The following is a 13,828-nucleotide window of genomic DNA, read 5'->3' on the forward strand; positions in this document are numbered from 1 at the left end:
AAATCCAACCTCTTAAAGCCAAACCCTGCCACTTCTGCAAAGTGGCTTATCTACTGCTATAATTTTAGGCTTCAAATAAAATTCTAAACAAAATTATAGTATGGACACACAACAAAAAGGCCTATCGTATTTCAGGTTACGACTGCAAGAATTATTAAACACCAGCTTTCCCGAAAAGGCGAACGACCAAAAATTTATTGAGCAACGTTCTTCGTGGGCGGCTAATGCTTACGAGGGTGCTTTTAGTTCAGGAAATCCTATTGAACAATGTGATGAAATAGCCAATTACATTCTTTTTGAGGACTTACACTTCTCCAGGTTCGACACCGTTTTTCAGGTGGTATGCAATGAGTTTGATACCATAATGGCAGACGAGGAACTGCGACCATTTGCCCTAAAAATGTCCCCTGTTTGTGAGCCTGTTTTCTCCGGCTATGAACTAACCGATGATTTTGCATACGGTTATGAGTTTGATTTACTCTATACCGAGATAACCGGAACCATCGCAATATGGATACAGGAAAATGGGCTTCAGTAAAAAGCAACATCTCCAACAGAACATTGATGCCCTGCGAATTGCTTTTAAACTGGAAAAGGAGAAACAGCAAGCCACCGTAGGCGAAAGACTACTAATGATGCAATACAGCGGATTTGGCGGTCTTAAATTCGTATTGAACCCCATTGCAAATGATATAGACATCAATCATTGGAGAAAAACGGAACACGACCTTTTCCCAATTACGCAGGAACTGCACCAGCTACTCAAAGAAAATTCAGAAGACGATAAACAATACCGCAGATATGTAGATAGTTTTAAAAGTTCTGTGCTTACGGCTTTTTATACACCGCCACAGGTCATTGACACGATTTGCGTAAGCTTGCGTGAAAGCGGTCTGAACATTGATAAATTCCTTGAACCATCAGCAGGGATTGGCTCATTCATACAGTCCTTTTCGGAAAATCAATCGGCAAATGTTACCGCTTATGAAAAGGACCTACTCACCGGTAAAATTTTAAAACAGCTTTATCCCGAAAGTAACATCCTCGTGAACGGCTTTGAGGAAATCCCCGAAAAGGAAAAAAAAAGCTATGATGTTGTTGCGAGTAACATTCCGTTCGGCGACACATCGGTGTTTGATCTTTCCTATTCCAGAAGCACAGACACAGCCAAAGTAAAGGCTGCTAGAAGCATCCACAATTACTTTTTTCTGAAAGGTGCTGATATGCTCCGTGAGGGTGGTTTGTTAGTTTACATTACTTCACAAGGAATTTTAAACAGTCCAAAGAACGAACCAATACGCAGGGCGTTAATGCAGGATAATAATTTGGTTTCGGTGGTCAGATTGCCCAACAATTTGTTTACTGAATATGCAGGAACGGAAGTTGGCAGTGATTTGATTATCCTTCAAAAAAATACGGCAAAGCAAAATTTGACAGAAGGAGAAGAACTCTTTTGCCAGAGCAAGCAAACAGAATACAATACGCCTGGCAATGCTCTTTTTCAGGACAGCACAAGAATTGTACATACCGACCGCAAATTAGATACCGACCCTTATGGGAAACCGGCATTAATTTATACGCACAAAGACGGCGTTGCCGGAATTGCCAAAGACCTCAAACAAATGCTTTCCGAAGATTTTGGAAAGCACCTGAATTTAGGTTTGTACAAAGGCGAACTGGACGATGAACTTATAATACAAATTCCTGCTACTCCTAAGGTAACACCTCCAATTGTCGACCCTGTAACCATTCAGGCGGAAATACAACCTTTATCAATCAATCGGGAAAGCCCGCAGGAATTAAAACAATTAAGCATTTTCGACATGTTTGAAAATGCGGACGAACCTGTAATGGTTGTTGCTTCACCCAAAAGAACGACACAAGTTAAAAGGCAAAGCACCAATAAAAGAAGAGGTGCAATGGGTCGCCAACCTGACCTTTTCAGTAGTGCGATACAGCAACCTTATACACCTCCGATTACCAATAGAACTGCCAACGGAAGCCCATCTACCAATGGCAAAAAACAGGAAACCATCGGCGACCTGTTTTCGGGTATCAACGGGAATGGCCAAGCTGATAAGCCAACCTTTACCGATACCATTCCCGAACCTGCTCCTTATGGTGGCAAATTACATCCGTTCCATCGTAACGATTGCCTTGTAGTGGATAATGGCTGGGTAGGTCATCTGCAAGATGTAGATACATCAAACGGTACGGCAGTTTTCCACCCTTTAGCTTTACCGACCTTACAGAAAACAAGAGCCGAAGCGTATATCGAGGTGCGTGATATTTACCAACAGCTTTACACTAACGAAGCAGAGCTTCAGACCGAACACAAAGAAGAAAGGGAAAACCTTAACCGCCTTTACGATGTCTTTGTCAAAAGATACGGAAACCTCAACAGTGCCGATAATATCAAGCTCATCAAAACGGATAGCTCCAGTAAGGAAATCCCTTATTTGGAGCGTGTCGTAGGTGGTGTAGTTCATAAATCGGATATATTTAGCCGTCCGGTAAGTTTCTCCACCTTAACAATAGCAACTGACAATCCCGAAGAAGCGTTAGCGGCTTCGCTGAACAAATACGGAAGCGTGGATTTGGAATATATGTCCGAAATCAGCGGTATGACGGACGATGCTTTAAAAGAAGCATTGCACGGTCGTATTTACTACAATCCTCTGCAAAAGGAATATGAAATATCCGAACGCTGGATTGCAGGGAACGTAGTAGAGAAAGCCCAAGAGGTCAAAGCGTATCTCGAACGCAATCCCGATGATGCCGAAGCCAAAGCAAGCCTTACAGTCATAGAAGAAGCCCGACCAAGGCGTATCGAATTTGAGGAACTTGATTTCAATTTGGGCGAACGCTGGATACCTACAGGTATTTATGCCCGATTTGCTTCACATCTTTTTGATACGGACGTACTCGTTCATTACTCTGAGAGCTCTGATGACTTTTCAGTAAAGTGCGACCGTAAGAATTTGCATATCTGGGAAAAATACGCTGTCAAAGCTGAAAGCCGGACATTTGATGGGATTGCCCTTCTCAAACACGCCCTTGTCAATACCACACCTGATATTACCAAAAAAATAGTGGTTGGCGACCAGGAGCTCAAGGTTCGGGATATGGAAGCCATACAAATGGCTAACACCAAGATAGATGAAATCCGTACCGCTTTTACCGACTGGCTGCACGCCCAGAATGATGAGTTTAAAAACAGGCTGACGGGCCAATATAACGACACTTTTAACTGTTTCGTCCGACCAAACTATGACGGAAGCCATCAGGATTTTCCAGGGCTGGACCGCAAAGCATTGGGTATCGAAGATTTGTATTCGAGCCAAAAGGATACCGTGTGGATGATAAAGCTTAACAACGGTGCTATATGCGACCATGAAGTAGGCGCAGGAAAAACCTTGGTAATGTGTACGGCTGCACAGGAAATGAAACGTTTGGGGTTAGCCAATAAGCCTATGATGATAGGGCTAAAAAGCAACGTTCACGAAATTGCCGAAGCTTACCGCACCGCTTATCCACACGCTAAAATATTGTTTCCGGGTAAAGAAGATTTTACACCTCAAAAACGCCAACGCATTTTTGGCGATATTAAAAACAATGATTGGGATTGTGTTATTCTCACACATGATCAATTTGGAATGATCCCAAAATCTCCCGAAATTCAGAAGGAAATCTTAGAAATTGAGTTGGACAGCGTGGAGCGTAACCTTGATGCCCTGCAATCGCAAGGCAAGGAAGTGACCAGAGGAATGCTTGCCGGTGTAATCAAGCGAAAAGAAAATCTCGAAGTCAAACTCAAAACCCTGCAACACGATATTGAAAATCGTAAAGATGATGTGGTAGATTTTAAGATGTTGGGTATAGACCATCTGTTTGTGGATGAAAGCCATCAATTCAAAAACCTGATGTTCAATACAAGGCATTCCAGAGTTGCAGGATTAGGTAATGTTGACGGCAGTCAAAAGGCCATCAACCTGCTATTTGCCATTCGTACCGTTCAGGAACGCACCAATGCAGATATGGGGGCAACTTTTCTTTCGGGAACTACCATCAGTAATTCGTTAACCGAACTGTACTTATTATTCAAATACCTGCGACCAAGAGCAATGGAAAAACAGGGCATTCATTCCTTTGATGCCTGGGCTGCTATTTACGCAAGGAAAACGACCGATTATGAATTTTCGGTAGCGAACAATATTGTAGCTAAAGAACGTTTCCGCTATTTTATCAAAGTGCCGGAGCTTGCCCAATTCTACTCTGAAATCACGGATTACCGGACGGCAAAAGATATAGGTATCGATCGCCCCAATAAGAATGAGGTATTGTATAATATACCGCCCACTCCAGAACAGGAAGAATTTATTAAAAAGCTAATGGAGTTTGCAAAAACGGGCAATGCTACCTTATTAGGAAGAACACCTTTATCACAAAGTGAAGAAAAAGCTAAGATGCTTATCGCTACAGACTATGCCCGTAAGATGTCTTTGGATATGCGTATGGTAAGCGGTAGCTACGAAGACCATCCCGACAATAAGGCTTCACATTGTGCGGCGAAAATTGCTAAGTATTATAATCAATATAATGCACAGAAAGGAACGCAATTCGTTTTTTCCGATTTGGGAACCTACAAACCAAACGAATGGAATGTTTATTCAGAAATCAGACGCAAACTTGTGGAAGACCACGGTTTACCTGCATACGAAGTCCGTTTTATACAGGAAGCCAAAAATGACAAGCAACGCAAGGAACTTATCAAAGGAATGAACGAAGGGAAAATCCGTGTGCTGTTCGGTTCTACAAGTATGCTGGGTACAGGTGTCAATGCACAGAAGAGAGCCGTTGCCGTTCATCATCTGGATACGCCGTGGCGACCAAGCGATCTTGCCCAAAGGGACGGCAGGGCTGTTCGTAAAGGCAATGAAATTGCCAAGTTTTTCGCAGGTAATAAAGTAGATGTCATTATCTATGCCGTAGAAAAATCACTGGACAGCTATAAGTTTAACCTGCTATACAACAAACAACTATTCATAGACCAGTTAAAAAATAACAATCTCGGCAAACGAACGATTGACGAAGGCAGTATGGACGAAAAATCAGGAATGAACTTTTCGGAATATGTGGCTATCCTGTCAGGAAATACAGATCTACTGGATAAAGCCAAACTGGAAAAACAGATTGCCGGATTGGAAAGCGAAAAACAAGCGTTTAACCGTTCAAAGTATAGTGCAAAATACAAATTGGAAGACTATACGGCAGAATTGGATAAAGCCCAATCCCGCTTTGACCGTATGAACCTTGATTGGAATAATTTACAAGGGCGTATCCAAAAACGTTCGGACGGCACAATCGCAAATCCTCTGCAATTGGATGGCTTACCGCCAAATGCGGACATCAAACAAATCGGTGCAAAGCTCAACCAGCTTGCCGACAAATCTCGTACAGGTGGGGATTATGAAGAAATCGGAAGCCTTTACGGGTTCCAACTTTTGGTAAAAACGGAAATGTCGCAAAAAGACGGCGTGGATATTCGTATAAACCGTTTCTTGGTTCAGGGGGAAGGAAACATAAAATACACATACAACAATGGCCTAATCGCTAAAGACGAAAAATTGGCTGCTATGAATTTCCTTAATGCTCTGGAAAAATTGCCTAGCTACATCGAGCAGGAGCAAAAGAAAATTGTAGAAATACAAAAAGACTTGCCAGTTCTTCATGAAGTGGTAAACGGTAATTGGAGTAAGGAGATCCGGTTGGGCGAACTCAAAACGGAGTTGGCTTCTGTGGAGCGAAAAATACAGTTATCCATCACGCCTGAGCCTAAAGAAGAACCTTCGGAACAAACCGAAAAGCAGAAGCAAACTATAAAAATTTCAGAAGAGAATGAACAAACAAAAGCTATTCATCTATCAAGGGGAATTTAATGAGTATTTACTTCATCCTCTTCATCCATTTTATTGATCAAGGCATCACGCAAGCTGTCAAGGAACTTGGTTCGGTTTATTTTTCGGGCTTTAAGTTCCATAAATGTATGATAAAAATCGCCCAAATCAACATTAAATGTAACTTCTAACGTTTTAGCAATCAATTTTATATCAGCATTGCCATTATCAAATACTCCTTGTGAATATAGAGCGTAAACCAATTCGATTAAAGCAGTTTTACTTCCTGTCCAATTTAACGAAGAATAATCAAATACTTTTTTCTGATTTTTATTATTCAGTTGGTCTTCGAGATATACTTGTATCAAATCATTAGCAATGATTTTAGCTACTTTATAATCGTGTGAAGTTGTAAAATTATGGTCGGTTTCAAAATAATAGGTGTCTAAACTTAACCTTACATCATAACCACCTCTTACAAAATACCTCTCATCGAGATAGGTACTATTGGTTCTATAGTACTTATAAAATTCGAGATTGTTATCAAAAAATCTTTTCAGTTTTGCTAATTCATTGTCAATATACTTCTTTATTGTTTTCCCTTTTCCATAAGGCTTCTTGGTTTCTATCTTATAAATAGCATTGTAATAAATTAATTTGGAAAGAATAACAGGTTTTAACTTTTTGAAGAAGTAAATTTCTTCTTTTTTATCTTTGAAACCTTGTTTTAAAACAAACTCTTTTAACTTTGATAAACAATCTATTATAAGACCAATAACTTCTTGTGGCAATAAGATTGGGTCATCTACTTCCAATGTAAGTTCTTTGATTTTTTCTTCCAGTTTCTGTACGCATTCGTTATAGTATTTTTCCATAGATTTTAGTTTAAGGTTAAAATCGTCATGGGGTAAAAACCCGATATAATTTGTGCTATGTGGTTTTCATTGCAAAAAGGTTTATGGTTTTAGGAGCTTGTTTTTAAATAATCAACAAGAGCTTGTATCGCAGTTATTTTTAAATGTGCCCTGTTGGTTCCGTATTTGTCTGACACACCTTGTTCGGTGATATAGGCAACCTTATATGTTTTTTCTTTTATTAAGTGATCATTCTCGTAGTAAATCTCCTCTATGCGATAGCCATACGGATTTTCAATGTGGGATTTGATCTGTAATCCCACATAGCGTTTAGAGTAACCGCCCATTTGTTTCATCGGATTAGCTGAAAAAGTACGTTCAAAGTTTTCTTCCAACATATCAATGATCTCCTGTCCTGTCATATCCACAGTGGAAATAACCGGGTTCATAGGAACCATATTATACAAATCCCACATCGTAATATTTCCTTTATCAATAGGCGCACCGTAACGCCATCCGTTAGAAAATGCTATGTTTACACCTGCTGCCTTGCTAATTGCTTTCAATAACAGATTATCCATTGATGATGAGAAAGCATCATATCGATGTAGTATAGTATCCGTTCTGCCAACAACATCTTCTTGCAAGTTTCTGTATGAAGCCATAATACCATTTACAATATTTTCTATTGGTTTATGGCTCGCAACATCTTCGTTCACTTCTATAAGCTTGTATTGATAATTTGTAATTTTATTATCTACGATTGAAAGTTTGAGATGTCCCACAAAAGAGCCGTGGCAACCACACTGTATTATTATGGTATCTTTTACTTTTACTGGTTCATATATTCTGTTGTGGGTGTGCGCACTTAAACATATATCAATTCCTGTTGTGTTTTTAAGTAATTCAATATCCTGCGGGTAGCCATTGTGTGAAAGTAATATGACTAAATTTGCTCCCAATCCCTTTACTTCTTTTACATAGCCGTTTATTTCATCAATTCCGTCGGTCACATAAATTCCTTGTTTGAATGCAGCGGGCATCGTCTTATCGATGATATTGGCGCAGATACCGATTACAGCAATTTTTTGATTACCTACCTCAATAAATGAATACGGTTTCAGTAGTAGAGTACCATCATCCTTATAAACGTTAACACCCAATATAGGATAATTAAGTAGTTTATCTAATGCTAAAAGATGTTCCGGCCTATAGGCAAAATCCCAATGTCCCACCATTGCACTAAAACTAAGTTTGTTTAAAATTGGAATTAGTACTTCGCCTCTGGAAGCCACTACAGGTAAGGTTCCGTGAAAGGTATCGCCTCCGTCAAAAAACAAGGTGTGTTCATTCTCTTTTCTTATCTTCTCGAAAACAGAGGCGATTTTTGCATAGCCTCCTGCTGTTTTAATAAATTCCCCGTCCTTACCATAAAATAATTCTGGGTGTGGTTCAAGATAACCGTGTACATCATTTATAAATCCTATTGATAATTCCATAATATATAATTTAAAGTTTTAAAACGTTTTTGATTAGGGATGGACAATTGCCCAGCCTTCGTATTGCCTTAATATAATTTCTCCGTTACCGGTCGGAACATAGTTCACAAAATCAAACAATTCGTTCTTGTCAATTTTTCGTTCTTCCATTGTTTTAGAACACTGGACAAATACAACGCCCTTATCTTTGAGTGCAACCAATAATTTTTGGTAGCTGTTAGCTTTTTTATACATTTCCACACCGTCAGAAAACGCAAGGACTTCTATCTTTAATTTACCTTTCAACCGTGGGTCACTTAGTACATTATTGATGTTGCGAAGGATGCCCTTTATTTTTTTATCCTCTGCTTCGTTCAAGATATAAAGGGCATTGTAATGTTTTTTGTATGCTTTCGCGGGCTCAAAAGTGGTATCTGGTTTTTGTTGCGCAAAAATGCTAATAGACATAAAACATAGTACGGCTATTAGCAAAGCTTGTAGTTTTTTCATTTTATTGTTTTTATTGTTCATTTATTAATTCTTCTATTTCCTTTACAAATTTTTCAGATGCGTAATTGGCAAATCCGGTATGATGAAGCCTGACTTTTCCATTCTTATCCAGTACAACGGTTGTTGGTAATGAACCGGAAAACACTTCTGTTGGGACATTACCGCTGGACTGATACATTGGAACTGAAAAATTTTCTTTTTCCAGATATGCCATTCCTACAGCTGGGTCATCGTCCTCGTTGAGGGTTAGAAAGAAAATATCAGGGTTATCCTTAAATTGGGTATACAGAGTTTCAATAGATGGAAATTCAGCCCGACAGGGTGGACACCAAGATGCCCAAAAATTGATAAACACTACTTTTCCTCTTAATGATGAGGTATTTTGTATGCTCCCTTTTCCGTCGGTAAAAGTAAAATCAGTATTTGTAAGGCTTACTGTATCCGCATCCTTTTTATCTATACTCGCATTAAAAATTCCTGTCGCCATTAACTGTCGTAGCACAAATGATTTTGCATCGGGGCTTACAAGTAATATCACGACGGCAATTACCATAAATATAGTAAAGGCATTTTTCTTAATGTACTGTAGCTTTTTCTGTGGTGGTTTCTTATTAAAAACTTCTTTATTGTTAGTCATAATTCATTCTTTTATCAATTAGTTACTATCTACAAGTTCATTCACAACTTTGATGATCTCGGGACTTGTATAATCCCTACCACCTTCGATACGGGCAATCATATCTCCGCTTTTGTCTAGTATGACCGTAGTTGGAATTGAACTGCCTAAATATTCAGAAGGTATATTGCTGGCTGGAACATATACAGGCAAATCATACTTATTCTTCTCCATAAATGCAGTGGATTTTTCCATCTTGTTGTCTACATCTACCATCAGGAATACGATGTCGTCATTGCCTTTGTACTTTGCTTTTAGTTCGTTAATGGTAGGCATTTCCTGAATGCAGGGCGGACACCATGTAGCCCAGAAATTAATGAATACGACTTTACCTTTTAATGAACTTAACGATACAGTTTCTCCACTTTTGTTTTTAAAGGAAATAGCTGAAGTTGCTGGAGCTTCCACCTCTATAACTTCTTCTGTTGTGATTTTTTCGTTATTTATTTTATTCTCTTTGTTCTTGTCTGTATTTCCGCAAGCTGCCAGCGAGACGGCTGTGATTATGAAAAGACCAGAACGAACTGCCAAATTTTTAAATTGCATTTTCATACTAAATGATTTTAATTAATTATCCTATAAATTTGTACTCTTGTATTTGTTTATTGCAGATTGAATAAAACCGTAATAGCTTTTCGGATTGTAATCTGCTCCAGTAGGTTTGATCAGTATTTCCTCGTTAGATGGGTCTAAAAGTACATAGTGAGGTTGCGAATTGGAGTTAAACTTACTCGCCTGAAAATCGCTCCATTTATTACCTATGGTACGTATATTTTTGCCGCTAAAGGATGATACAAATTGTTCTGCCTGTGGTAATTCTGTTTTATCGTCCACATAAAGTTGGATGATGATAAGTTCTTCGTTCAATAGCTTGTGTACGTCTTTATCAGACCAGACGGATGCTTCCATCTTACGGCAATTAACACAGGCATGCCCTGTGAAATCGAGCATGACAGGTTTGCCCACTTTCTTTCCATATTCTATTCCCTCCTCGTAGTCAAAAAAGACATTAAGGTTTAAGGGTGCGTGGAATATATCCGAATATTTGCGGGCTTTGCCATCGACGGCATTATTTGTCTCTGTCCTACCAAAAGAAGAAGTATACAGGTCAAAATCTTGTGTTGTCTGTGGTGGTAAAAATGCCGAAATGGATTTTAAAGGTGCTCCCCACAATCCAGGAACCATATACAGGGTAAACGATAGTACAAGTATTGACAGTACCATTCTCGGCAGGCTCAATTTATCCATTGGACTATCATTCGGAAACCGAATTTTTCCTAATAAATAGAAACCTAAATATCCGAAGATTATAATCCAGAGTGCTAAAAAGACTTCTCTATCGAACCAATTCCAATGATATGCCAGATCCACATTGCTCAAAAACTTCAAAGCAAGAGCTAATTCTAAAAATCCGAGTGTGATTTTTACGCTATTCAGCCAACCTCCCGAAGATGGAAGGCTTTTCAAAAGACTGGGGAACATGGCAAAAAGCGTAAATGGTATTGCCAATGCCAATGCAAAACCTAACATTCCAATGGTTGGACCTAATAGTTCTCCCATTGTGGCAGCCTGTACCAACAATGTTCCAATAATGGGGCCGGTACAAGAAAACGACACCACTGCCAATGTTGCTGCCATAAAGAAAAGCCCCAGCAATCCTCCGCGGTCAGCCTTACGGTCTAACTTATTGGCAAGCGAGGCAGGTAAAGTCAATTCAAACGCCCCAAAAAAGGAGAACGAAAATACCACTAAAAGGACGAAAAATGCAAAATTGAATATTCCGTTGGTAGAAAGGCTATTGAGTGCATCCGCACCGAAAATAACCGTAATCAAAATACCTAACAACACATATATCACTATGATAGACAAACCATAAAGTATTGCCTGGGTTGTGGCTTTACGTTTAGAATATCCGCTTTTGGTAAAGAAACTGACTGTCAAAGGCAGCATCGGAAAAATACAGGGCATAATCAAAGCGGCAAATCCACCAATAAAGCCTGCTATAAAAATTGTCCATAACGAACTTTTATCCGTTTCGTTTTCATCGGTTAGTATCGAATTGGCAACTTCCGATGTTTCTTTGTCGGAGGATTTAATACTATTATCTTTCTTCTCAATGGGTTGTTCTTCTGTTATTTCGGTAAATTCTACGTCATCAAACGATAGGAGACTGTCGGTCTGTGCATTTACAGTAACAGCCATCAATCCGCTGATGAGTAGTATTGTGAATAATCTAACTATTAATTTCATATTTTATTTAACTGGAATATTAAAATATACTTCTTCTGGTGGCAAACATTGCAGATCATTACACACCATATAGGTAAGTGTTCCTTTTACAGTAGGTGCATTTTCCGCTAATTTTATCTTTTGTTGAAATACCACTGAGTTTTTATAGTATCCAACGTCCATATTAAAGGTTTCATCGTGTTTGACAACAGGTTTTGCTGCCAGTACCTTTCCGTTCAATTGATATGACTTCGATGTAGTGAACGAAAATATCGTTGGCTGAGGTCCATTTTCGGGAACGGTCTGCGAATAGATGTGCCAACCGTCATCTATTTTAGCTTTTATAAATAAAACAGCTTCTTTATCGCTGATACGTTTTGATGCATAAGACCATTTTACTGGCTTTAGCATTTGTCCGAATGATGCAGCACTTATGAGTGAGAATGCTACGAATAATATTATCCTTTTCATTGTATTAAATTTGCTTGTTACTAATTATTTTTCATTAAGTAGTTTTGTCATCATGTCAATGACTTCCTGTGACGAATAATCTGCACCACCGACATGTTTGGCTACGATATTATTTTGCTTATCTACTATAATGGTAGTTGGAATAGAGCCTTTGAACAGCTCACGGGGAATTTCGCCATCAGGAATGTATACAGGTAAATCGAATTTTTTGCTTTTCATCCATTTGTTTGACTTTTCGATATTACCGTCCACATCGACCATAAGGAATACCAAATTATCGTTATCCTTAAAAGTCTTTCGCAATTTATTGATGGATGGCATTTCTTGAATACAGGGTGGACACCAGATTGCCCAAAGATTGATAAATACTACCTTTCCTTTTAGTGAACTTAACGTTACAGTTTTGCCGTTTTCATCCTTAAATTTTAAATCTGGTGTTTGCTGAACATTAGACATTAACGGTTTTTCACCGTTAATGCTTTTGTCTGCGATCATATTCTCATCAACATTATTTTTCATTGATGCGTATGTTAATCCCGTAATGACTAATAGTGGAATTATGATTATTTTTTTGATATCTATTTTCATATTACTATTTATTTATTTTACCTTCTTTGATTTCTTCAGATGGTTTTAAAATGATATTGTCTTCTGGAGAAAGATTACCGAAAATTTCTGTAAGTGTATCTAAACGGATACCTTCCTTTACAGCAATTCGTTTTACTTCGTTGTTATTCAATGTTAGTACATACGTTCCAGATTGGGTGTTTAGTACACTCTTGCTTTGTACCCAGTTAGACGAGTTTTTACGCTTTAATTTCAGCTTGACCTGTGCATAATCGCCTCCCTGCAATTCACTGGATGTATTGCTTACGTCAAACTCCAATGTTAGCGAACGATCATGCTGGTCGAGCAATCCAGATGTTCGAGAAAGTTTGGCATCAAACGTCTTACCTGGCTGCGAGCTTACGGTAAATGAAGCAGACATACCGTCATAAACAGATGATGCGTGTTTTTCTGGCAGAGATAAGGTAAGGCGGAGTTTATTACTCTGTGCCATCATAAACAAAGGTGTATTACCTCCTGTTCCGGCCAATGCTCCAACAGAAACATTCCTTTGGGTTATTATGCCATCAAACGGTGCTGTAAGGCGAAGGTACTTTTGTAACTGTGAAGAATGTGCCGTACCCGCTTTAGAAGCATCAAAAGCAGACTTGGCACTTTCCATTGCACTTTTAGCTCTGTCTAGTTCAATATCCGCAACTGCTCCCGTAGTTTTAGCAGCAGTTACCAATCTATCGTAAGCCTGTTTTGCATACAGATAATCACTGTAAACCTTTTGCTCTGTCGATTTGTCGGAGAGGTACTGTTGTTGCATTTCAGGAGCTTCGAGTACTGCTAAAAGCTGACCTTTGCGAACCCGGTCGCCTCGGTCAACATACATTTTTTTTACAAACCCGGTAACTTTTGCATACACCGCTACCTGTTCGAAGGGTTTGAGTTCTGCCGGAACGGATATTTCGTACTCGGGATTGATTACCTGTATAGGAGCCGTTTTATAGTTTACAGATTTTGCCTGATCCTTTTGCGTTTGTTCTTTTTTCTGCTCTTTTTGTGAGCAAGCGGAAAGCAAGAATACCATTGATGTAGTAAGTGCCAGTATGGTTGTTGATTTTTTATTTATTGAAATGCTGTGATACATTGTTTTTTGTT

11 protein-coding genes are annotated in these 13,828 nt (G+C 39.0%); 2 read left to right on the forward strand and 9 right to left on the reverse strand.

The genetic code is table 11. The annotated features are described in order from the left end of the window. The first annotated feature begins 100 nt into the window (after window positions 1-100). Window positions 101-538, forward strand: coding sequence for a DUF1896 domain-containing protein (locus B2O97_RS16975; protein ID WP_286767738.1), 438 nt, complete (start codon window positions 101-103; stop codon window positions 536-538). Next, the gene (locus B2O97_RS16980) at window positions 525-5,939 is read left to right on the forward strand and encodes an N-6 DNA methylase (protein ID WP_286767739.1); all 5,415 of its coding nucleotides are present in this window, start codon (window positions 525-527) and stop codon (window positions 5,937-5,939) included. The genes B2O97_RS16975 and B2O97_RS16980 overlap by 14 nt, the downstream gene beginning before the upstream one ends. Here B2O97_RS16980 and B2O97_RS16985 read toward each other — a convergent pair. The 9 genes from B2O97_RS16985 to B2O97_RS17025 form a co-directional block, all read right to left on the reverse strand. Next, complete coding sequence (locus tag B2O97_RS16985) at window positions 5,936-6,772, reverse strand: RteC domain-containing protein (RefSeq protein WP_112652837.1); 837 nt, start codon at window positions 6,770-6,772, stop codon at window positions 5,936-5,938. The genes B2O97_RS16980 and B2O97_RS16985 overlap by 4 nt on opposite strands. 89 nt (window positions 6,773-6,861) lie before the next feature. Next, window positions 6,862-8,250 (reverse strand): bifunctional metallophosphatase/5'-nucleotidase, encoded by a 1,389-nt coding sequence (locus B2O97_RS16990; RefSeq protein WP_112652838.1) that lies wholly within the window; start codon window positions 8,248-8,250, stop codon window positions 6,862-6,864. Between the two features lie 33 nt (window positions 8,251-8,283). Next, entirely contained in the window at window positions 8,284-8,739 is a 456-nt protein-coding gene (locus B2O97_RS16995; RefSeq protein ID WP_045755384.1) for a DsrE family protein, read from the reverse strand. Window positions 8,740-8,749: 10 nt separating this feature from the next. Beyond that, a complete protein-coding gene (locus B2O97_RS17000) occupies window positions 8,750-9,376 on the reverse strand; it encodes a TlpA family protein disulfide reductase (protein ID WP_045753446.1) in 627 nt (208 codons plus the stop codon). An 18-nt stretch (window positions 9,377-9,394) separates the two neighbouring features. Then, entirely contained in the window at window positions 9,395-9,967 is a 573-nt protein-coding gene (locus B2O97_RS17005; RefSeq protein WP_045753445.1) for a TlpA family protein disulfide reductase, read from the reverse strand. 24 nt (window positions 9,968-9,991) lie between these two features. Then, window positions 9,992-11,665 (reverse strand): protein-disulfide reductase DsbD family protein, encoded by a 1,674-nt coding sequence (locus tag B2O97_RS17010; protein WP_045753444.1) that lies wholly within the window; start codon window positions 11,663-11,665, stop codon window positions 9,992-9,994. 3 nt (window positions 11,666-11,668) lie between these two features. Continuing rightward, window positions 11,669-12,115 carry a protein-disulfide reductase DsbD N-terminal domain-containing protein gene (locus B2O97_RS17015; RefSeq protein ID WP_045753443.1) on the reverse strand — a complete coding sequence of 149 codons (447 nt, stop codon included), beginning with the start codon at window positions 12,113-12,115 and terminating at the stop codon, window positions 11,669-11,671. Window positions 12,116-12,139: 24 nt separating this feature from the next. After that, window positions 12,140-12,634, reverse strand: a complete 495-nt coding sequence (locus B2O97_RS17020; RefSeq protein ID WP_286767740.1) for a TlpA family protein disulfide reductase — start codon at window positions 12,632-12,634, stop codon at window positions 12,140-12,142. 73 nt (window positions 12,635-12,707) lie between these two features. Beyond that, window positions 12,708-13,817: an efflux RND transporter periplasmic adaptor subunit gene (locus B2O97_RS17025; protein WP_045753441.1), complete on the reverse strand. Its 1,110-nt coding sequence runs from the start codon at window positions 13,815-13,817 to the stop codon at window positions 12,708-12,710. Window positions 13,818-13,828: the final 11 nt, after the last annotated feature.

This window comes from Sphingobacterium sp. UBA865 (assembly GCF_002295765.1).
Taxonomy (GTDB): domain Bacteria; phylum Bacteroidota; class Bacteroidia; order Sphingobacteriales; family Sphingobacteriaceae; genus Sphingobacterium; species Sphingobacterium multivorum.

Bases quoted from the DNA above. Each gene is read 5' to 3' on its own strand.
- B2O97_RS16980 (WP_286767739.1), top strand. From the start codon at position 525: ATGGGCTTCAGTAAAAAGCAACATCTCCAACAGAACATTGATGCCCTG.
- B2O97_RS16995 (WP_045755384.1), bottom strand. From the start codon at position 8,739: ATGAAAAAACTACAAGCTTTGCTAATAGCCGTACTATGTTTTATGTCT.
- B2O97_RS16985 (WP_112652837.1), bottom strand. From the start codon at position 6,772: ATGGAAAAATACTATAACGAATGCGTACAGAAACTGGAAGAAAAAATC.
- B2O97_RS16990 (WP_112652838.1), bottom strand. From the start codon at position 8,250: ATGGAATTATCAATAGGATTTATAAATGATGTACACGGTTATCTTGAA.
- B2O97_RS17010 (WP_045753444.1), bottom strand. From the start codon at position 11,665: ATGAAATTAATAGTTAGATTATTCACAATACTACTCATCAGCGGATTG.
- B2O97_RS17025 (WP_045753441.1), bottom strand. From the start codon at position 13,817: ATGTATCACAGCATTTCAATAAATAAAAAATCAACAACCATACTGGCA.
- B2O97_RS17000 (WP_045753446.1), bottom strand. From the start codon at position 9,376: ATGACTAACAATAAAGAAGTTTTTAATAAGAAACCACCACAGAAAAAG.
- B2O97_RS17005 (WP_045753445.1), bottom strand. From the start codon at position 9,967: ATGAAAATGCAATTTAAAAATTTGGCAGTTCGTTCTGGTCTTTTCATA.
- B2O97_RS17020 (WP_286767740.1), bottom strand. From the start codon at position 12,634: ATGAAAAATAATGTTGATGAGAATATGATCGCAGACAAAAGCATTAAC.
- B2O97_RS16975 (WP_286767738.1), top strand. From the start codon at position 101: ATGGACACACAACAAAAAGGCCTATCGTATTTCAGGTTACGACTGCAA.
- B2O97_RS17015 (WP_045753443.1), bottom strand. From the start codon at position 12,115: ATGAAAAGGATAATATTATTCGTAGCATTCTCACTCATAAGTGCTGCA.